General features: G+C 60.1%; 18 protein-coding genes. 6 read left to right on the forward strand and 12 right to left on the reverse strand.

Annotation, left to right across the window (positions count from 1 at the left end):
• Nucleotides 1-6: 6 nt before the first annotated feature.
• On the reverse strand, nucleotides 7-1,596 hold the full coding sequence (locus tag ACH9L7_RS06680) for a uracil-xanthine permease family protein (RefSeq protein ID WP_396612943.1): 1,590 nt from the start codon (nucleotides 1,594-1,596) through the stop codon (nucleotides 7-9).
• A 247-nt stretch (nucleotides 1,597-1,843) separates the two neighbouring features.
• On the reverse strand, nucleotides 1,844-2,314 hold the full coding sequence (locus ACH9L7_RS06685; RefSeq protein WP_396612944.1) for a chemotaxis protein CheW: 471 nt from the start codon (nucleotides 2,312-2,314) through the stop codon (nucleotides 1,844-1,846).
• A 249-nt stretch (nucleotides 2,315-2,563) separates the two neighbouring features.
• Between ACH9L7_RS06685 and cheB the strand changes: the two genes are divergently transcribed.
• From cheB to ACH9L7_RS06705, 4 genes are read left to right on the forward strand one after another with little or no spacing between them, the layout of a single operon-like run.
• Nucleotides 2,564-3,673 (forward strand): chemotaxis-specific protein-glutamate methyltransferase CheB, encoded by a 1,110-nt coding sequence (gene cheB / locus ACH9L7_RS06690; RefSeq protein ID WP_396612945.1) that lies wholly within the window; start codon nucleotides 2,564-2,566, stop codon nucleotides 3,671-3,673.
• 2 nt (nucleotides 3,674-3,675) lie between these two features.
• Entirely contained in the window at nucleotides 3,676-5,919 is a 2,244-nt protein-coding gene (locus ACH9L7_RS06695) for a chemotaxis protein CheW (protein WP_396612946.1), read from the forward strand.
• Entirely contained in the window at nucleotides 5,919-6,761 is an 843-nt protein-coding gene (locus tag ACH9L7_RS06700; protein ID WP_396612947.1) for a CheR family methyltransferase, read from the forward strand. The genes ACH9L7_RS06695 and ACH9L7_RS06700 overlap by 1 nt, the downstream gene beginning before the upstream one ends.
• 3 nt (nucleotides 6,762-6,764) lie before the next feature.
• Nucleotides 6,765-7,631 carry a CheF family chemotaxis protein gene (locus ACH9L7_RS06705; protein ID WP_396612948.1) on the forward strand — a complete coding sequence of 289 codons (867 nt, stop codon included), beginning with the start codon at nucleotides 6,765-6,767 and terminating at the stop codon, nucleotides 7,629-7,631.
• A 226-nt stretch (nucleotides 7,632-7,857) separates the two neighbouring features.
• On the opposite strand, the gene ACH9L7_RS06710 is transcribed toward ACH9L7_RS06705, so the two are convergent.
• From ACH9L7_RS06710 to ACH9L7_RS06740, 7 genes are read right to left on the reverse strand one after another with little or no spacing between them, the layout of a single operon-like run.
• Entirely contained in the window at nucleotides 7,858-8,907 is a 1,050-nt protein-coding gene (locus tag ACH9L7_RS06710; RefSeq protein WP_396612949.1) for a CheF family chemotaxis protein, read from the reverse strand.
• 53 nt (nucleotides 8,908-8,960) lie between these two features.
• A complete protein-coding gene (flaJ, locus tag ACH9L7_RS06715) occupies nucleotides 8,961-10,703 on the reverse strand; it encodes an archaellar assembly protein FlaJ (protein WP_396612950.1) in 1,743 nt (580 codons plus the stop codon).
• Between the two features lie 4 nt (nucleotides 10,704-10,707).
• The gene (locus ACH9L7_RS06720; protein WP_396612951.1) at nucleotides 10,708-12,372 is read right to left on the reverse strand and encodes a type II/IV secretion system ATPase subunit; all 1,665 of its coding nucleotides are present in this window, start codon (nucleotides 12,370-12,372) and stop codon (nucleotides 10,708-10,710) included.
• Nucleotides 12,373-13,122, reverse strand: a complete 750-nt coding sequence (locus ACH9L7_RS06725) for an ATPase domain-containing protein (protein ID WP_396612952.1) — start codon at nucleotides 13,120-13,122, stop codon at nucleotides 12,373-12,375.
• Nucleotides 13,119-13,565: a CARDB domain-containing protein gene (locus tag ACH9L7_RS06730; RefSeq protein WP_396612953.1), complete on the reverse strand. Its 447-nt coding sequence runs from the start codon at nucleotides 13,563-13,565 to the stop codon at nucleotides 13,119-13,121. Before ACH9L7_RS06730 ends, ACH9L7_RS06725 begins: the two co-directional genes overlap by 4 nt.
• Nucleotides 13,566-14,006, reverse strand: coding sequence for a fla cluster protein FlaF (locus tag ACH9L7_RS06735; protein WP_396612954.1), 441 nt, complete (start codon nucleotides 14,004-14,006; stop codon nucleotides 13,566-13,568).
• Complete coding sequence (locus tag ACH9L7_RS06740) at nucleotides 13,990-15,447, reverse strand: flagella accessory protein C (RefSeq protein WP_396612955.1); 1,458 nt, start codon at nucleotides 15,445-15,447, stop codon at nucleotides 13,990-13,992. The genes ACH9L7_RS06735 and ACH9L7_RS06740 overlap by 17 nt, the downstream gene beginning before the upstream one ends.
• Before the next feature lie 307 nt (nucleotides 15,448-15,754).
• On the opposite strand from ACH9L7_RS06740, the gene ACH9L7_RS06745 reads away from it, so the two are divergent.
• Nucleotides 15,755-16,495: an RAD55 family ATPase gene (locus tag ACH9L7_RS06745; protein WP_396612956.1), complete on the forward strand. Its 741-nt coding sequence runs from the start codon at nucleotides 15,755-15,757 to the stop codon at nucleotides 16,493-16,495.
• Nucleotides 16,496-16,666: 171 nt separating this feature from the next.
• Here ACH9L7_RS06745 and ACH9L7_RS06750 read toward each other — a convergent pair whose 3' ends face one another.
• The 3 genes from ACH9L7_RS06750 to ACH9L7_RS06760 form a co-directional block, all read right to left on the reverse strand.
• A complete protein-coding gene (locus tag ACH9L7_RS06750) occupies nucleotides 16,667-17,290 on the reverse strand; it encodes an archaellin/type IV pilin N-terminal domain-containing protein (RefSeq protein WP_396612957.1) in 624 nt (207 codons plus the stop codon).
• Nucleotides 17,291-17,299: 9 nt separating this feature from the next.
• Complete coding sequence (locus ACH9L7_RS06755; RefSeq protein WP_396612958.1) at nucleotides 17,300-17,932, reverse strand: archaellin/type IV pilin N-terminal domain-containing protein; 633 nt, start codon at nucleotides 17,930-17,932, stop codon at nucleotides 17,300-17,302.
• A 238-nt stretch (nucleotides 17,933-18,170) separates the two neighbouring features.
• On the reverse strand, nucleotides 18,171-18,509 hold the full coding sequence (locus tag ACH9L7_RS06760; protein WP_396612959.1) for an ArsR/SmtB family transcription factor: 339 nt from the start codon (nucleotides 18,507-18,509) through the stop codon (nucleotides 18,171-18,173).
• 130 nt (nucleotides 18,510-18,639) lie between these two features.
• Between ACH9L7_RS06760 and ACH9L7_RS06765 the strand changes: the two genes are divergently transcribed.
• Nucleotides 18,640-19,308 carry a hypothetical protein gene (locus ACH9L7_RS06765; protein WP_396612960.1) on the forward strand — a complete coding sequence of 223 codons (669 nt, stop codon included), beginning with the start codon at nucleotides 18,640-18,642 and terminating at the stop codon, nucleotides 19,306-19,308.
• The last annotated feature ends 17 nt before the right edge of the window (nucleotides 19,309-19,325 follow it).

A 19,325-nucleotide genomic window follows, 5' to 3' on the forward strand; every position in this document is an offset into this window, starting at 1 on the left:
CCCGAGTTAGTCAGCCGAGGTTGGCTTGTCGCCGCGAAGGCGCTCGATGGCGGAGGTGAAGTCCTCGTCGTCTTCGACGGTGTCTTCCCACTCTTCGAGGCCGCGTTCGAGGCGAGTTCCTTCGATTGTGTTGTCGAAGAAGAACGCAAAGAGACCACCGACGGCCATCCCGGTCGAACCGATGACGAAGATAGTGTCGGAGACGATTTGCGTTCCGAGGACGGGACCGAGGACGGCGACCTGACTCATGCCCTGCCGGAACGCATCAGCCCCACCGAGGTTACCCATGTACGCCGGAATTGCAAGCCCGGCGAACATCGCCACGCCGATGATGAAGATGTTGCGCGACGAATCGAGGTCCACGTACTTCAGGTTCGAGAGGCCGACGGCGACGATTTGGCCGAACATGGCGATGTAGAGGCCGCCGACGATTGGGTCGGGGATGGTCGCGATGAGTTGGCCGAAGTAGCCGACAAAGCCCATAAGCAGCATGACGCCAGCGCCGACCTGCACGACGTAGCGGGAGGCGACGCCCGTCAGGCCGATTGCGCCGATGTTCTCGGAGTAGGAAGTCGACCCGCTTCCGCCCATGAGTGCCGAGAAGATGTTCATCACTCCTTCCATGCCGATGCCGTGGTTGATGCGACTCTCGGATGGTGCGCCGACACCCGAGAGACGGGCGACGGCGTGGTAGTCACCGAAGGACTCGACCATCGAGGCGGCGACGCCTGCGAGCATGCCGATGATGAACGAACTGGTGAACTGCGGGATGCCGAAGGCGACGGTTCCGACGACGGGGAGTGCAACAGTCGTCGTGCCCGCGCCACCTGCAAAGCCCCACTGGAGCGGGTAGATGGGCATTAGCGCCGGTGCGGAGGCAACCCGTCCGAGGTCGACGAATCCGGGTGCACCCGGTGCGATGGAGCCAGTCAGGGAGAGCGCCGCGGCGACGACGTACGAGACGAAGACGCCGAGAAGGACGGGGAAGAGCTTGAATGCCGGGTGGGTGGTGTCGAGATACTGCGAGAAGAGGACGATGAGCGCGAGCGTCAGGCCGAGGAGCCACCAGTTGTTAGTCGCCGACGTGACCTGCGGAACGTTGAACAACGAGAGACCGATGAGCGCGATGGTCGGCGCGATGACCACCGGCGAGATGAACTTGCGAAGGCGGCCGAGTAGACCGAAGTACCCGACGAGCACTTCGACCGCCGCGGCGACGATGATTGCCCCCTGAAGTTGCAAGAGGGCCGTCTGCCACGCGACTCCTGCCGGGTCTGTGGCTTTGACCACGCCGATGACGGCGATTGCGGGTGCCAGCATCGAGAAGGGCGCGCCCTGCACGATTGGGTAGCGGTTCCCGAACGTCGTCTGCATCAGCGTGGCGATACCGGAGACGACGAAGAACGTCCCGACGAAGCGCGGAATTACAGCCTCGGGCATGCCGAGGACGCCAGCGAGAATCAGGGGAACAGCGATGTTGGCCCCCACCATCGTGAGGTAGTGTTGCACGCCGAGAAGGAGAGAGGTCGGAAGGGGTGGTTTGTCGTCGATACCGTACTGCACGAACGAGGAAGATGAGTCGTCAGTCACGACCATCCCCCCGCATGCGATGAATGTCTCCCGAGCATAGTTGTTCCAGCATTCTACTGAGAATATATATGTCCTACTTTTCCCCCGCGTTGTCGCGCACCGACTTTGCGGTTTCGATGTGGGAATTGGTACATCGTAACAATACTCTGCCGCGCCCGGACATCGTTACTCGTCGCTCGAATTTAGTCGTGCTCCGCCGTCGGAAAAGGGGTGGAAGAACGTGGTATGAGTTGTCCGCGCGTGCGTCGGCGACTTACTCGATAGCGTGAACGGGCGAAATCCAGACGACGAGTTCGCCGTCTCGCTTGATGATGCCCTCGATGGAGTCGTCTTTCTCCATCGGCGGGTCTTCGACTTCGTTCATCGAGACGCGGACGACCTGATAGACTTCGTCCACGAGCCATCCGGTTGCCGCTTCGTCTTCGAACTTCCCGGGGTCGAAGATGACGATGCGCTTTGACTCGCCTTCGTCGTCGATGTTGAGAAGCGTCTTCGGGTTGATGATGGACGTCGTCCGGCCGCGAAGGTCCATGACGCCGTCGACGTATTCAGGTGCGTTCGGAACGCCCGTGAGTTGTCCCTTGTCGACGATTTCGCTCACGTACTCGATATCGACGCAGTACGTCTCGGGACCCAACTTGAATTCCAGTACCTGGACTTCCTCGCCGGAGTCTTCCTCGGCATCCTCTTCTGCCACATCCGTCGTGATTGAATCCTGTCGCATGGTTGGTTCCGGCGGCGACGCGCGCCGCCCCCTGTCTGAAACAAATTCCGCTGATTTAGGCCATAAAGGTACGTACCCGATTATCAGGCGTGATTATCCTCGCCGAGTGTTTATATATCCGATTTCCGAACCTCGGAGATAGATGAGCGGTGAACGAAACGGCATACTGACGACTCCTCCGAGCCATCGACAGCAGTCAATGGCAACGCCTGCTGCGGATTACCGGGTGCATTCCGCCGGGTGGCACCGATGAGTGCGTCCGCTAACTCGACGACGCGTGCTGTCGTCGTCGACGATTCGCGGTTCATGCGGACGCTAATTCGGACCCTCCTCGAAGACGCGGATGTCGAGGTAATCGCCGAGGCCGGAGACGGACGAGAGGCAATCGACGTTGTCCAAGAACACGACCCCGATGTCGTGACGATGGACATCGAGATGCCCGAGATGAACGGTCTCGACGCGGTCGAGGCCATCATGGACCAGTGCCCGACTCCCATCTTGATGCTCTCGGCACACGCCGAAGAGGACGCGGATGTGACCTTCGAGGCACTCGACCGGGGCGCGGTGGACTTCGTGACGAAACCGGGCGGGGAAGTGACCTCCGAGATGCCGCGCGTCAAGCGCGAACTGGTCGAGAAGATTCAGTCCGCCGCGGCGGTGGACCTCTCGGCGACCCGCGGGAAGTCCCGGCCTTCGCCCACGTCGGCGACATCCTCGTCGAAATCGGCGTCGGCGACGAGCACATGTTCGTCGTCGGATACGGCCGCCGAGCAACTCCCCGAAGAGGGTTCGACACTCATCATCGGCGCATCGACGGGCGGTCCGAACGTCGTCGAGCGCGTCCTCGCGGCGCTCCCGAAGGAGGCCGGACTCCGCGTTATCGTGGTCCAGCACATGCCGAAAGGATTCACGAAGCGGTTCGCGGCGCGTCTCGACGCCCGATGTGAGTATGAAGTCGAAGAGGCGACCGACGGCGACCGAATCGGCCCCGGCCAGATTCGAATCGCGCCCGGCGGGTCGCACCTCCTCGTGACGAGCGACCGTGCCGGTCGCCTGAAACTCCAACTCTCGGACGACGACCCACTTCACGGCGTCAAGCCAGCTATCGACCTCACCATGTCCTCGGCCGCCGAGGTGGTCGATGCACCACTCGCGGGTGTCATCCTGACGGGGATGGGTCGCGACGGCGTCGAAGGAATGAGTCGAATCAGCCGCGCTGGCGGCTACACGGTTGCACAGGACGAAGAAACGTCTGCTATCTTCGGGATGCCGAAGCGCGCCATCGAAGCGGGGTGCGTCGATACGGTCGCCCCCGACGACTGCGTCACCGAAGAAGCACTTCGCGGGCTCACTACCTGACCATGGACGAAGAACTCTACCAAGCATTCATCACGGAAAGCGAAGAGAGCATCACGCAGTTGAACAACTCGCTCTTGTCGCTCGAATCGAACCCCGACGACACGGAAGCGATAGACGACATCTTCCGGCAGGCCCACACGCTGAAGGGGAACTTCGGCGCGATGGGCTTCGACAACGCCGCGACGGTCGCGCACGCCGTCGAGGACCTCCTCGACGAGATTCGCCACGAGCGACTCGACGTGACTCCAGAGCGGATGGACCTCGTTTTCGACGGCATGGACCTCATCGTCGAGATTCTCCACGACATCGAAGAAAACGGCGAGTCCACCATCGACCCGACCGATACGGTCGACGAGATTCGCGCGGCGGTCGAATCGGGAGCGGACGAGGGAAACTCGAACGCGGCGGCAACTGACGACGCCGACGACGATATCGAAGTCGACGCCGTCGCACTCGCCGCCGAGACCGTCGATGTGGACACTGTCGATGCCGCACGACTGACGCACGCTCGCGTCGAACTCGATGCGGGTGACATGGCCGGTGTCGACGCCGGTATCTTCCTCAGCGGTATCCCCGAGGAAATTGCTGTCGTGGGGATGAACCCACCACGCGACGCCATCGAAAACGGCGAGTTCGACACGTGTTTCGACCTGTTCATCGCGGACTCCTCGCCGGACAGCGTCGAGAGCGATTTCCAGGGTCTCTGGAAACTCTCGACCATCGAAGCGACCGACGTTTCCGAAGTGTTCGACGGCGAGACCGGCGGCGAAGACGAGGCTGCCGACACAACTGACGTTGCTGGTGGCGACGCGGCGAACAGCGCGGCGGACGACGACGCAGCTGATGAGACGGCAGACGAAGCCGCAGCGGGCGAAGGTGGCGACAACACCGACCCGGCCGAAACCGACGCTGACGACGAGTCGGCATCGGAACCGTCGTCCGAACCCGACGACACGTCGGACTCCGAGACGAAATCGGACCGCGACGACTCCTCGAAGTCCAAAGAGAAGAAAGAAGAGACGCGGTCTATCTCCGCTGTCAAGTCGGTTCGTGTCGACGTGGACCAACTCGACGAACTCCACGAACTCGTCGAGCAACTGGTGACGAGCCGAATCAAGCTCCGCAACGCCATCGACGAGGAGCAACACGCTGCGCTCGACACCCTCGACGAACTGGACAAGATTTCCTCGAACCTCCAGAACACCGTCATGGACATGCGGCTCATCCCGCTGAAGAAGGTGTTCGACAAGTTCCCGCGCCTGGTTCGCGATCTCGCTCGCGAACAGGACAAGCGGGTTTCGTTCAAAGTGGAGGGCGAGGATATCGAACTCGACCGCACCATCCTCGACGAAATCTCCGACCCGCTGATGCACGTCCTTCGGAACGCCGTCGACCACGGCATCGAAGAACCCGACGTGCGCGAGGCGAACGGCAAGTCGCGAACGGGGACTATCAAGCTCTCTGCCCGGCGGCAACACGACACGGTCATCGTGACCGTCGAAGACGACGGCAGCGGAATCAACGCCGACGCCGTCCGAGACAAAGTCGTCTCCGAGGGCGTCGAAACCCGCGAAGAGATGAACGCGCTGCCCGACTCGGAAGTGTACGACTACATCTTCCACCCCGGGCTGTCGACCAACGACGAGATTACGGACGTGTCCGGCCGCGGCGTCGGGATGGACGTCGTCAAGACGACGGTCGAATCGCTCGACGGGTCGGTGTCGGTCGAGAGTGAACCGGGCGAAGGGAGTACGGTCAAGATTCGACTCCCCGTCTCGGTCGCTATCATCAAGGTCCTGTTCGTGCAGGTCGACGACCGTGAGTTCGGCGTCCCCATCAAGTACATCGACGAAATCAGCCGCCGCGACCGCGTGCAGACGGTCAACGGAGCGGAAGTCATCGTCCACGAAGACACTATCTTCCCGCTCATCCGTCTCCGCGAGGCGCTGGAAATCGACTCGCCAGACCCCGACCGCGGGATGGTCGTCCGTATCCGCCCCGACGACAGACAGGTCGCGCTGCACTGTGACGGCGTGACGAAGCAGGAAGAAGTCGTCGTGACACCGCTTCAGGGACCGCTTTCGGGCGTCGATGGACTCTCGGGGACGGCCGTCATCGGTGACGGGAACGTCATCCCGATTCTCGACGTGTCCACGCTGGAGATGCCCTCCGAGGGCAAGCGAGCGATGTACGAAGTCGACCCGAGTGAACTCCCCGGCACCAGTTCCGAGGAGGCGGCGGACTAATGGCTCCGTCGCGTGCCGACGACGCGTCGTTCGACAGCCTCCTGTCGTACGTCGAGAACTCGCTGCACTTCCAGACGAGTTCGTACAACGACGCCTACCTCGACCGGCGCATCTCTGCACGGATGCGACGCCGACGCGTCGACGACTACGACGAATACCACGAGCTATTGCAGGAAGACGACGAGGAGCAACAGGAACTCCTCGATGCGCTTTCGGTGAACGTGACGAGTTTCTTCCGGAACCCGGAGGTCTGGGAGGCGCTCAGAGACGTTCTCCGGCAACTGAGCAAGCGGGGTGGGCGACGAGACCCGATACGAATCTGGAGTGCCGCCTGTTCGGACGGCCGCGAGGCGTACTCCATCGGGATGCTCGCTCACGACGACGACCAGATAGACGAGCGTCGCATCGAAATCACCGGCACGGACATCAAACGCGAGATTCTCCGCGCGGCGAGAGCGGGTGAATACCGTGCTTCGGAGACGAACGACGTCGCAGAGCAACTCGAACCCATCGGACACTGGGAACGATACGTCGAGCGCGACGACGACGTGTTCCGTGTGAGCGACGCCGTCACCGACATGGTCGAGTTCAGACGACACGACCTCATCCGACAGGACCCGCCGGGGACGTTCGATTTGGTCGTCTGTCGTAACCTCTTTATCTACATCAATTCCGAGTCCAAACGTGCAGTGTTCGAGACGCTCGGGTCGGCACTCCAAACGGGCGGCTACCTCACGATTGGCATGACGGAGACGATTCCGCCGAGCTGTCGAAGCCAGTTCGAACCGGTAGAAAAACGATTGCGCATCTACCGCGCACGAGACGACGACCAGGAGAGGTGACCGATGAAACCCGGTGAACACAAACTTGGAGACACGCGCGGCCGCTTCCTCCAGGTGATAAAAGACGGCCGGGAGATGCACGACGTGAACTGGACGAGTGGTCGAATACTCCTGTCAAACAAGCGACTCATATTGGCGGGGACCGGTGGGAAGCGGACGATACTCCTCCCGAACATCCAGAAACTCGGTGGCCGGTTCGACGTGAACCAGCGCATCGCAACCGTTTCGGATTACTTCAGTCTCCACATCCCTTCCGGGGTCGTCCTCATCGCGCCCGTCGAGTACGACGAGTTCGAGGTGGATTTCTTCGGGGCACTATTGAACTCGGAACAGTTCCTCGCTCGCCACCCGGCGGTCGCCGGGGGTGTGGTCCAGAACACCGAGTGGGAGAAGTCACGGCTGAAGGTCGAAGAAGAAGCGGTGAGCATGGCAACCGTCGGCGGGAAGTTCGTCGAGATTCGCCTCGACGACATCGGGGATATCAAGACCGGCGAACGGACCATCATCGACCAACCACGGAGCGTCATCGAAGTCGAACACTCCGACGACGAGGGGACGAGTCTCCAGACGTACATCTCCGGGTCCGAACGAGCAATCACGTTCCTCTATACGCTCCTCCGCGAGGGTGAAGAGCTCTCCGAGACCTCTATCGACCTGAGCGAGACCGACAAGCAGGTTCTCACCGCCTTGTACTCCGGGGTCTCGCCGTTCGACATCCCAGACTTCCTGGGCCTCGACGTTGACGAAGTCGAGGAACTCTTTCAGCGACTCATCGACCACAACGTCGTCGACGAGATTCGTGTTCGGCACGAAGTCCAACTCAACGCCCGCGGTCGAAGTATCGCTTCCGACGCCATCAACGAGCAGTAACCGCTTCGCTTTTCACGTTTTTCACACCGTCACCGGCGAGTGACGACCATTCCGAGAGTGGCGAGCATTCCGAGAGTGGCGACCACACCAGAATGACGACCACACCAGAATGACGACCACGAGAGTGACGACTCCCACGTGGGCCGCAATAGAAGAAACGCGGGTCGTGACGGAAGGATACGTTGTGGCGGAAGACAGGCCGAAAGAAGACAGGACGTGACGGCAGTTAGACGTTCACGTCTTCGATTTCCTCGTTCACAACGAAGCGCCCCTGCGGCGTGAGTGAGGCGGGAAGCGAGTCGTCGTCGATGAGGTTCTCGTCGTGGAGTTTATCCAGTTCCTCGTCGAGGACGCCCTGGTCCACGTCGAGGAGTTCGCTGAAGTCCACCTGCGCGGCCATCTCGCCTGTGGAGTAGAGACCGACCAGTACTTCGAGGCCCTCCTCGGTAATTTCGACGTTGCGCACCTCGGATTTGATCCAGTGGTAGACCAGTCGGAGGTACCGACCGAGAATGTTCATCTTCCGGCGCGACCTGAGCGAAATTTCCGACGTGACGGTCTGGCCGTCTTTGACGTGCTGGACCGAGAGGACAAGTCGCGTCTCGTCTTCGACGGTTCGCTCCAACACCTCGAAGAAGATGACGCTCGCGAGGTCGATGTGGAAGGGCTCTCCGTTCTCCGAGAGCGCCCCGCCCTCGTCGGGGAAGGTCACAGCCTCATAGTCGAGGTGCAGTCCCGTCGGCTTGCGCTCCGTGTCGAGGACGCGCCCACCGACTCGGGCCGGATGTCTGACCATCGCCCGCGACCCGTTGAGCGCTGCACGGAACAAGAGGAGTGAGAACTTCTCGATGGTGTCTCTGTCGCCACCGATGACCGTCGTGCGACGGTGTCGGCCGTTCGTGTAGCCGACCATGACCGTGTAGTCGAAAAACTCCTCGACTTCTTTCGGGACCTGCCCGACGGCGATGTCGAAGATAGAGGTGATGGGGATGTTCGTCTTGGCCTCCGAGGTTGCGAGAATGAGTCGCCGTTCGCTCATCAACACCCGGCCTTTGACCGGTTCGAACGAGGCGTTCCCACCGGCGACGAAGTTCGCGACGAAGTCGACGACGATAGATTCGCCGGTCGACGTTCGCTTCGGCCGTCCCCGTTGCTTTTCTTGATTGTTTTGTTCGTTGTCCTCGGGTTCAGACTTCTGGCGCCGATACGCCTGAAGGAGGTCGCTCTTTGCGACATCCCCGCCTTCCGGCGCGCGCGAACGCGCGTTCTGGACCATTTTGTCGTCCGATTCGTCCGAGTTTGCTTGTCGTGCCTGCCTTCGATTGTCCGTCATACACTAATCAGAGCTCCTGCGAGCGACGACGTTGCAACGGCCATCAGCGAGCCCACCCAGACGAGCATCACGAAGTGGAGGTACGCGTTCGCTTTGTGCCCGCCGTCGACCATCCGGATCATCAACGATGAAAGCAGTGCGTTGAACAGGATGATAAGCGTGAGCATGTACTCGATGAACGGGACGTCGTAGACCCCCGCATAGATGAGCGTCCCGAACTGGAGGCTGTCGAGGTTCATCTGCGTCGAGAACGACGCGAGAATCTCGACGACTTCCAGTCCGATGAAGAATGCGAACGACGCAGACGCGGTGATACCGTAGAGGACACCGATGAGCGTCACCGTCGATTGTTTGCGCTGGCGGCGAAGCTTGATGACTTCTGCCATGTTCCGGCTGATGAGTTCGCCGAGTTGTTTCGGCTTCCCACCCATTGACCGACCGGCGTTGTACATCTCACTGAACTTCTGGATGAGGTAGGAACTCGACTCCGCGGTGAAGAAGAACCACGAGAGGTCGGGGTCGAGACGCATCCGAAGTCGGGTGTACAGGCGGTCGATTTCACGCGTGAGGACGCCGAAGTCCTTGTTTCGGAGCGTTTCTAACACGTCGGTCGTCGTACTCTGTTTCGCCGTTTCGGACGCACCGAGCGCGCGGATGAAACCCGGGTACTCCTCGTCGCGCTCGTTGATTCGCTTTTCGTGTCGCCGGGCGACGATACCCGGGACCGCAAGCGGCGTCAGCGGCGTCGAGATGAGGAGCGGAATCGGGAGGTCGAGCATGATTGGGCGGATAATCTCACCGACGACGGTGAGGTTGAACGTCCCCAGCGCGAGGGCGAGCACCATCGTAATCGAGAGCCCGACTGCCCCGTAGAGCGTGATGTCTATCTGTCGGTCCGCCTTGGTCCGGTACTCCCCTTGCTGGTACCACAGCGGGTCGTACGGCGACATCGTCCGGATGACGAAGTAGAAACCCAACTGCACGAAGACGAAAAGCACGATGACCGCACCGATAGTCATCGTCGCGTCCGTCCCCGTGAGGATAGGCAGCACGATGGCGTTGATGATCGCGAAGGTCATCGAGAGAATCATCGAGAGATAGAGGTCCTTCATGACCTCGAGGTTCCCGAGTGCGCTCTCGTAGACCGTGATGTACTTTTGAATCATCGCGTTCTGCTCACCGAGCAGGAAGTCGTCGATGCTCTGACCGGCGTTGATGGAGTACGCCAACCGGTCGAGGAAGTCCGCCAACGGCTTCGACGGAACCTCTCGCGCCCGCCGCTGACACGCGTCGTCGAGCGACTGGTTCCACGCGTCGACGAGTTGGACGATACGGTTCATCTCGGTCGCCAACTCACCGTATTCTTCTTCGCGCGCGAGCGTGCGGAAGACAGCCACACGGTCGATGTTGGTCGTCGAAAGCACCGTCATGTGGGTGATAAGTAGGTGCAGTTGGTTTTCGAGACCACGGCGAGTCTGCTCGACGAGCAGACGTGGGTAGAGCACCGCGGCCCCGAGCAGCAGTGACCCGAGGAGGAAGATTGGAATACGAACGAGGATTGGAAGCGGGAGCGCAATCGCTCCTGCGATGGAGAGGAAGAAGAACACGACTGCGGGCCCGAGGACGAAAAGCATGTACCGAGGAAGCTCCATCGGCATCTTTTCGTACGACTCGATGATGTCGCGAACGAAGTCGCGGACCTGAATCGCCTGCATCGTCGCGCCCATCTCCTCTGCCATATCGTTATACCCTCGCCATGTCGAATGGAAGCCCTTCCACGCCGTCGCGCTGGAAGTCTTCGATGAGTTCGTTCACTTCGTGGTATCCGAGGACGTTCTCCTGAATCGCCCGGCGGATGAGTTCTGCCCGGAACTTGATGTCGTCGTAAATCTTCCGCGTGTCGTCGTACCCCAGGAGCGTCGCAACCTTCTGCTCCATGATGAAGGAGTTGTTCATCCCCTGGAAGACGATGTTGTCGTTGACGGGGTCCCAGTAGAACGTCTCACGAGTAACCACACCACCCATCTCCTTGGAGTATCCTTCGATTTCTTGGACACTCGTCACGCGCCGGAGAATCTGGTCACCGCGCTTGACCCGGTTTTGGAAGAGCGCGATGTCGCAGTTACTCATGAACGTCTCTGGGACGTTGATGGGGTCACCAGTGAAACGCTGAATCATCGAGACGATGTCGGAAGCGTGGAACGTCAGCATAACCGGGTGACCGGTCTGTGCCGCCTGGAACGCCATCCGACCCTCTTCGCCACGGACCTCCCCCACGATGATGTAGTCGGGGCGGGAACGCAGTGCCGCGGCCACGAGGTCGAACATGTCGACTTCGGAGTCCGAGCCACGCCCCTCACGCGTGAGGAGTTGCTGCCACGTGTCGTGCGGCGGCAGCACTTCCGCAGTGTCCTCTGCGGTGTATATCTTCGAGTCCTGCGGGATGAACGAGAGGATGGCGTTGAGCGTCGTCGTCTTCCCCGACGCCGTCTCGCCGACCACGAACACCGTGCGCTCGTTCTCCAGCGCAATCCAGAGGTACGCCGCCAGTTCGGGCGAGAGCGTACCCCACTTCGCAATCTGGAAGACCGAAAGCGGGATGTCGTCACCCTGACGGATGGTGAGCGACGACCCCTTCAGCGACACGTCGTCGGAGTAGATGATGTTGATACGCGACCCGTCGGGGAGCGTCGAGTCGACGATGGGGTGGGCGTCGGAGACGGGGTCACCCATCCGTTCACCCATGTTGCGAAGCCAGTTGTCGAACTGTTCGTTGTTGTCGAACTCGACGCTGGTCTCGAGCAATCCGAACGTCCCGTGGTCAACGTCGACCTGACGGGGCCCGATGACGTGAATGTCCTCGTTCTCCGGGTCGCGCATGATGGGTTCGAGCGGACCGAGACCGACGATGTCGCGGACGAGGCGGTACCGAATCTTGTCGTAGGTGTGCTCGGAGACTTCGATGCCACCAACGTCGAGGCGCTTCGCCACGGCCCCGAGCGGCCCGCGGTCTTCGCCCTCGATGTGGACGATTTCCTGGAGGAGTTCGTCGATTCGCTCTTCGTAGTCTGCGGTCTCCTCGGGTGCCGGTTTCGACACACTGCGCTCGAGGAGTTTGTCCTTGACCCGGTTGAAAAGGTCCAACTCTTCTTCTTCCATCTCGGGTTCGATGGTGTAGTACTTCGTCGTCTCACCGAAGTTCCCGTATATCTGGCAGAACACGGGCCCACCGAGAGGGTAGAGAATGTTGGGGCGCCGGGACTCGTAATCGCCCGGCTCGTCGACGAGCATGGGGAATTCGCCCGTAATCTGACGGAACCGCTTCAGGTGGTCCCGCAGGTGCGGCCACTGCATGGCCAGGCGCTTGAGGTCGTCCGAGAGTTTGGCAGAGCCGTGTTCAGTCGCCATTTATGCAACACTCCTCGATTCGATGACGATACCGATGCCGGACCGGACGGAGAAACCGACCCGATCACCGACCTGCTGTCCCATCCCCGCAAAGCGCTTCACGAAGATGTTCCGGCGCACGTCGTTTCCGACCTCGACCATCTCGAGTTCGAAGTACACGTCGGCGATAGACCGGAACGGTCCAATCGAACTGTCGTCCACAGACGAGGGGTCGACAGTGAGGATGATGGTCTTGCCCTTCGTCGTCAACTCCCGGAAGAAGGAGATGATTTCGAGGGCTGCCTGTCGCTCTTCGTTCTGCCGGACCAGCGCTTCGAACTGTGGGTCGTTGCGGAGAATCGCATCGAACGTGTCGATGATGATGACATCCGCTTCCCACATGGTTTCGGCGTCCATGAGACGCCGAAGGAGCTGCTTGCGCTCTTTGTTACTGTTGCCGGAGAGCGTTCCGCCGCTGTCGATTTCGGCCTGCAGGAACACGATTTGCTCGTTCAGCAGGTGCTTGACGATGTCGTACGACAGCGAGTGCATCTGGTCGAGGAACCCGCGGACGCCCAACTCGGTCGAGATGAGCGTCACGACGGCATCCTCCTGGCAGAAGCCGTAGCTGAATCGCTGTGACAGGACACTCTTTCCGGCACCGTAGTCGCCCTCGATGAGGACGATTGCACCGCTCGGAATGCCGCCGCCAAGTTCCTTTTCGAGACGGTCGTGTTCGTTCAGTCCGAGAGAGAATTGATTACTGCTCATGTTCGGAATTCAAACACCTCCTCGTCACCGTCGACGACGACCTTCAGCCGGTGGTCGCCCGAGTTGAGTGCGACGCCGATATCGACTCGCACCACGTTGCTCGGCCGCCACTCGCTCCCGTCGACCACCGTGACAGTGACGTTGGTCTGGTACTGTGCATCCACGATAACGTCGAAGCCACCGCTGCTCGCGGGGAGCGTCCGAAGTCCGGTGTTCTTGATGTACACCGAGAGGTTGTCGTTGGCGTCGTCGTAGAGACCGCCGCCCTCCGGGTCGCTTATGACTTCGATGTCGGTCCGGATGTCTGTGCTCACGTCGCCGCCGCGCTCGTCGACCGAGCTACTGATTCCGGTGACAGTATCGATAAGCACACCGGCGACACCGGCTGCGACGACGATACTGGCGATGAACAAGATGAGACTCGGCACGGAGATGTCGGCCATCTAGCTCACCACCACCGTTTCGTTCGTCGCGGCCACGCCAGTACTGGTGACAACTTTCACGCGAGATGGAGTCGTCGTTGTCGTGTAATTCATCGTGAGGTTCTGTCCGGCGTACCACAGATTCGTCGTCGTATCTCCGTCGACGCTGGTGCTTCCGGGGGCCGTGTACGCGTTATCGACAAGTAACGTCGTCTCGTCGACTTCGAGCGTCGTCGCACCTGTGTTCGTGACGTTCACCGAAAGCACGTCACTGGTGGAGTTGTACGTCGCATTTGCGATGGTTATCTCCGTATTCGTCCGCTCGAGGGCACGCTCGGACTCCGCATCGCGGGCGTCCAGAACGTTCTCGGCGGCGTTGGATGTCGCTGTGTAGAGCGTCCCCGTCGCGATGAGGACACCGAGGAAGATAATCGCCGTCGACCCGCTAACACCGAATCCCATCCAGACCCCCTCCGTAGGCGACCAACTCTTCGAACAGCTGTCTATCTGGAACGTCTTCGGCGAGTCGGTTGATGTAGGTGAGACTCGTCTGGTGGTCGTCGATGTGTAGTTCGTTGTCGTCGACGTCGTCTATCGACGCGGCGAGTTGGGCAACGTGCGCGTTGAGTTCGTTCTCGACGGGGCGCGAAATCCAGTCCTGCTCCCGGTACTGGCGAAGCGCGCGCGAGGCCCCGAGTGCACCACCTGCGGTGACGAGGGTCTCGACCCATTCGAGCACGAGCACTTCTGAGACGTAATTCGCCGGCAGGCGAGTGAGGTAGGCGTTTGAGTCCGCCACCGCCTCCGTCTCGGATGCGTGCGCTGGTTCTGGTTCCGGTTCTGGCTCGGCGGACAGTTCCTCTTTCGCCATCGCGGCCGAAGCGTACTCGGCTTCCAGTTCGTCGAGCGTCTTCTCCACGTCGTCGACGGTGTCGTCTTCGTCCGCCTCGTCTTCGAGGGGTTCGTTCTCGACTTCGTCGAGTTCTGACTCGTCCGCCTCGGGTTCTGGTTCCGCCTCGACGGTGTCGTCTTCGTCCGGTTCCGACTCTTCTTCGAGGAGTTCCTCTTCGACGGGGTCGTCCTCGACTTCGTCGAGTTCTGGCTCGTCCGCCTCGTCGAGTTCGTCTTCCGCTTCTTCTTCCGCTTCTTCCTCGTCCCAGCTGCCTTCCTCTTCGTACTGCTGCTTGAGTTCGTCGAAGCTTGCGCCGCCCGCACCGCCGCTATCGTCGCTCTCGTCCTCGTCCTCGTCTTCGGGCATACCGCCGCCCATCGCACCGTCTTCGAGGGCTTCTGCCGGACTCATCCGCTCAGCCTCGGCGAGTTCGTCCTCTGCGGCGCGTTCGGCTTCTTCCTGACCGGCCTCGGCGTCGAGTTCGCCGAAGTCGTCGTCGAAGAACGTCTCGGCGTCGGCACTTGCGACTTCGGGGTCGAGGTGCTCGTCGTCTTCCTCGTCGGCCTCGAACAGACCGAATGCCCCGCCTGCGTCGAGTCCGCCCATCTCCCGGGCGTCGTCGACGAACGGGTTGATGCCGCGAGTGACCATCTCATAGATGTCGAGGAGCTTTCGGATGGTATCATCCAGCTCCTCGACGGTTTCGCCGATTTGTTTGTTCTCTTCGCGAACCGTATTCATCCCGGACGAGATGGCGCTTACTTCGTTCTCGAGTTCGCCGATTCGGTCCTCGAGCTCTGCGATTTCCTCGTTGCTATCGTCGTCGAATCCGCCGAAATCGTCGTCGCCGAATCCGTCGTCGAGGTCGTCGCCGAAGTCACCAAACTCGTCGGAGAGATCGTCGATATCCTCCTCGAATCCAAGTCCGTCATCTGATGACATAGTTTCCTCTTCGGTGTCCGTTTGGTCCCCGGCGTTGGCCTCGTCTTGGCCATCCATCCATTCCATCATGGATGGAATCCGCACTCCGCGTTCGCGGCTGGGTGACCCGTACCAGCAGGGAACTGTCACCCTTCCGGCTGTCGGACAGGCCGGGACGGTCCGACACACTCGGGGGAGCAGGTAACATTAGTCCAATCTACGAGAGTTGGTACAAGAAAGTTCCCGTCCCGTTATCATTCGAGATATTCTGGTCGTATGTATTTTCGTCTTATCTAACTCGTAATAAATCCTGTGGCATAGGAACAAACGGTGAGAAGAATTATCCGGCGTCGGCACAGATGGTCGTTCGACAACCAGAACTCGCTTCATCGAAACCATGACAGAACTAGTCAAAACCGGTGTCGAAGGACTTGACTCCATCCTGAATGGCGGGATTGTGAAAAACGCCGCAGTGCTCATCAGCGGCAACCCAGGGACTGGGAAGAGTATCCTCGGTCTGCAGTATCTGTACAACGGCGTCGACCAGTTCGAGGAAGGCGGTATCTACCTCACGTTCGAAGAGACAGAAGACGACATCCGCGAGGCGGCGGAGTCCATCGGCTTCGACCGGTGGCACGAGTACGTCGAAAACGGCGACATAATCGTCTACGACAAGCACGCGCTTCTCCGTGACGGTGACTTCTCTTCGACGCTCGACCGCATCCTCGACGACCTCAGAGATACGAACTACGACCGCCTCGTGCTGGACTCGCTTACGATGTTCCAGCTGTTCTTCGAGGACGAAAAGGACCAGCGTCAGTACCTCTTGAAGTTCATCGATATCCTGAAAGACAGCGGCCTCACGTCGCTTCTGACGACCGAACAGTCGGCCATCTTCCCCGAGACGGACATCGGCCTCGAGAACTTCCTCACTGACGGGAACATCTACCTCATCCAGAGTCCCGCCGGTGCGACGAGCAACCGATACGTCTGGGTCGCGAAGATGCGCAAACAGAGCATCAAAAACTCGATGTTCCCCCTCGAAATCTCTCACGGTGGTATCAAGATATACGAACAAGCGGCGGGCTTCTCGATGGTCGGAGAGTCTCCGCCGTGGTTCGGCGAAGAAACCGAGTAGTACCGCTCGTCTCTCTTTTTATCTGCCTCTCACGCCGTCAGACGACGATAGCTGTTGCTTTTCACAGTAGATGTGAGCAATAGCTGTCGCTCTTCACGGTAGCTAGGTGCGATAGCTGTCGCTCGTCGACGTGAAAGATGAGAAAAGTTCGATCGGAAGTAGTGGTCGCGCTTAGAGCTGGACCGGCTTGTCAGTATTCTTGCCAGCCAGTTGCTGCGGCATGGTCAGGATGACCGTCGTGGTGCCGCCGGTGCGCGAGGTGATCTCGAGGCGAACCGTTTCACCAGTTGCGAGACCGTCGTTCGCATCGTTGTACGTGCCCGTTTCGATAGCACCTGCGTTGATGACGACCTCGTAGCGGTCACTCATGCTGTTGAGGACACCGAACGAACCGTCGTCGTCGGTGATCTCGTTGAGCCTGAACTTCGAACCGTTGGCGAGGGGGCTCGCCGAGGAGTTGTTCGTGAGTTGCTGGACCTCGGAACCACTGAGGTACTTGATGGAGGTCTCGTTCATGTCGACGCTGCTGGAGCCAGCGGCGAGACGAACGGACATGTTGATGTACTTGATCGTGCTGTTGTTGCCGACCACACCGTGGCTGTTGAGGACCTCGACGCGGTTCGTGACCTTGTCGACGGACTGCTGACCAGCATCCTCCGCCGTCGCCTGCAGGAAGCCTGCAGTGTTGACGAGCACACCGGCCGCGATGGCCGCGACGAGGACCATCGCGATGAAGACGATGAGCGTACCGATACCGACCTGACCGCGCTTGTCGTTAGTGATGTTTTCGAACATTAATACTCCTTAGAGTGCAACCGGGTCGCCGTCAGACTTACCAGCCAGCTGCTGCGGCATGGTCAGGATGACCTGCGACGTACCGCCGTTGCGGGACGTGATTTCGAGCGTGACAGATTCGCCGGTCTGGAGACCGTTCTTCGAGCTACCTTCAACAACGGACGTGTTGATGACAATCTCGAAGCGGTCGGCCTGACCGTTGAGAATCGGGAACGACGTGTCGTCGTCGGCGATTTTGCTGACTGCGAACTCACTGGGCGACGCGTTCGTCCAGTCGATGTTGTCTGCAGTCACCGAGTTGTTGTTGGTGAGCGTCGTCGCCGTGTCAGCGCTGAGGTACTTGATACTCGTGTTGTTCAGTGAGACTGAACCAGAACCAGCCGCGAGACGAACGGTCAGGTTCACGTTGTCGACCGTCTTCGGGTCGCTGGCGTTCACGATACCGTGAGCGCTGACAACGTCAACGCGGTTGGTGACCTTATTCACAGATTGCTGTCCGGCGTCCTCGGCGGTGGCTTGCAGGAAGCCAGCCGTGTTCACGAGGACACCCGCCGCGATTGCGGCGACCAGAACCATCGCGATGAAGACGATGAGGGTCCCGATACCGACCTGACCCCGGTCTTCAGTGATATTTTCGAACATGGGTTGTCGTGGGCGGTCCCTCCCTCGCACGAGAGAGATGACCTTCGTCCCATCACTTGGACACGTGGTACATAACGCTACGGCCCCCAATATCAGAACTGATATCGGTATTTGGTCTCCGTATAATTACCAATCCTTCGTACACACGCGCACGTGGCTGTGACAAGTGTGTGCCAGTGTCACTTCCTAGGGGTACAAGGTTTCTAGGGGTACAAGGAGTACGGAGTCAGGAAATCGCTCAGTCCTGGGTGATCTTACGCCACACGTCGTCCAACTTATTTTTGACTTCGGGACGCTCGGTGACGCTCACCGTGTAATCGTCGCCGTCGAACCGAACGACGACCTCGTCGACCTCCCGCCGGTACACGTTCGTGCGCCGATGTTCGTCGGAAAGAACCCGGTCGTGGAGTTCGAGTAATCCCGCCGCCGTGAGTTCCTCGATACGGCGGTAGCAGGTTGCGATAGGAATGTCGAGCATCTCACTGAACTCTTGTGCCGAGTGGGGTTCATCGGCGGCCCGGAGGATATCAGGGTTGTACTCGTTTCCCAGTGCAGAGAGGGTCCTGTCAGACTCCATAGATAGAAATTTATCGGTGCGCACGGCTTGTCAATGTGTTGGTTACTGAGTTGCCAAATTCTCAGTCACTGTATTGATTTTCGTCCGCCGTGGCGATGGGATTATATTTCACGGTATCATCATTCCACTGATGGCCGACGACGGGCGTCCAGAAAAGCATCCGCGTGAACAGGGAGTTGTCGGCGCGGAAGACCTCGATATTGAGCACGACGAGCGTGTCGCTCGTATCGACTCGGGGCGGTACGTCATCGCAACCGGCAACAACTCCCCTCCGGACCCGGAAGAACTCGAAGACGCGGCCACGGAGACTGACGCCGAATCCCCCTCCGAATCTGAGAACGGTCACTCCGCGGACGGCGAGCGCGACGCCACCGACACCGAGGAGACATCAGATGCGACTTCCCGCAAGAAAGGCGGGATTTCGCTCCCAAAAGACCCACGAAAACGCGCCATTCTCGCGCGCAAGCTAATCGCAGAGCGCGTCGGCGCGGTCAACGCGGACCACGCGTTCGCTGTCACCGCACTCGTCGATGGGTCCATCGAGCAACACGAATCGGTCTCGAACGAGGTGACCGACGTCTTCCGGTCTCTCGTGATGTGGTACGCCGACGCTGTCGGCGGCGACAGCACACCACCGGACGAAGTGCTCGGAATCCTCCTTTTAGCCTCGGAGGTGCAGGTCACGTATCCCGGACGCGCAATTGAAGCCCTCGCCGCGACACACGGTCTCGACCGGACCGACTCAATCGGGGACTTACTGGACGCCGTCGAGGAATCGGGCGCATCGTTCCCGCCCTAATCGAATCGCGTTCACGC

The sequence above is a fragment of the Haloferax sp. S1W genome (assembly GCF_044593955.1).
Taxonomy (GTDB): domain Archaea; phylum Halobacteriota; class Halobacteria; order Halobacteriales; family Haloferacaceae; genus Haloferax.

What these genes read in the sequence shown, in the direction of transcription:
- ACH9L7_RS06695 (WP_396612946.1), top strand. Translation starts at nt 3,676, where the DNA reads ATGGACGAAGAACTCTACCAAGCATTCATCACGGAAAGCGAAGAGAGC.
- ACH9L7_RS06720 (WP_396612951.1), bottom strand. Translation starts at nt 12,372, where the DNA reads ATGGCGACTGAACACGGCTCTGCCAAACTCTCGGACGACCTCAAGCGC.
- ACH9L7_RS06685 (WP_396612944.1), bottom strand. Translation starts at nt 2,314, where the DNA reads ATGCGACAGGATTCAATCACGACGGATGTGGCAGAAGAGGATGCCGAG.
- ACH9L7_RS06760 (WP_396612959.1), bottom strand. Translation starts at nt 18,509, where the DNA reads ATGGAGTCTGACAGGACCCTCTCTGCACTGGGAAACGAGTACAACCCT.
- ACH9L7_RS06755 (WP_396612958.1), bottom strand. Translation starts at nt 17,932, where the DNA reads ATGTTCGAAAATATCACTGAAGACCGGGGTCAGGTCGGTATCGGGACC.
- ACH9L7_RS06710 (WP_396612949.1), bottom strand. Translation starts at nt 8,907, where the DNA reads ATGGTCCAGAACGCGCGTTCGCGCGCGCCGGAAGGCGGGGATGTCGCA.
- ACH9L7_RS06750 (WP_396612957.1), bottom strand. Translation starts at nt 17,290, where the DNA reads ATGTTCGAAAACATCACTAACGACAAGCGCGGTCAGGTCGGTATCGGT.
- ACH9L7_RS06700 (WP_396612947.1), top strand. Translation starts at nt 5,919, where the DNA reads ATGGCTCCGTCGCGTGCCGACGACGCGTCGTTCGACAGCCTCCTGTCG.
- ACH9L7_RS06740 (WP_396612955.1), bottom strand. Translation starts at nt 15,447, where the DNA reads ATGATGGAATGGATGGATGGCCAAGACGAGGCCAACGCCGGGGACCAA.
- ACH9L7_RS06735 (WP_396612954.1), bottom strand. Translation starts at nt 14,006, where the DNA reads ATGGGATTCGGTGTTAGCGGGTCGACGGCGATTATCTTCCTCGGTGTC.
- ACH9L7_RS06705 (WP_396612948.1), top strand. Translation starts at nt 6,765, where the DNA reads ATGAAACCCGGTGAACACAAACTTGGAGACACGCGCGGCCGCTTCCTC.
- ACH9L7_RS06765 (WP_396612960.1), top strand. Translation starts at nt 18,640, where the DNA reads ATGGCCGACGACGGGCGTCCAGAAAAGCATCCGCGTGAACAGGGAGTT.
- ACH9L7_RS06730 (WP_396612953.1), bottom strand. Translation starts at nt 13,565, where the DNA reads ATGGCCGACATCTCCGTGCCGAGTCTCATCTTGTTCATCGCCAGTATC.
- cheB (WP_396612945.1), top strand. Translation starts at nt 2,564, where the DNA reads ATGAGTGCGTCCGCTAACTCGACGACGCGTGCTGTCGTCGTCGACGAT.
- flaJ (WP_396612950.1), bottom strand. Translation starts at nt 10,703, where the DNA reads ATGGCAGAGGAGATGGGCGCGACGATGCAGGCGATTCAGGTCCGCGAC.
- ACH9L7_RS06745 (WP_396612956.1), top strand. Translation starts at nt 15,755, where the DNA reads ATGACAGAACTAGTCAAAACCGGTGTCGAAGGACTTGACTCCATCCTG.
- ACH9L7_RS06680 (WP_396612943.1), bottom strand. Translation starts at nt 1,596, where the DNA reads ATGGTCGTGACTGACGACTCATCTTCCTCGTTCGTGCAGTACGGTATC.
- ACH9L7_RS06725 (WP_396612952.1), bottom strand. Translation starts at nt 13,122, where the DNA reads ATGAGCAGTAATCAATTCTCTCTCGGACTGAACGAACACGACCGTCTC.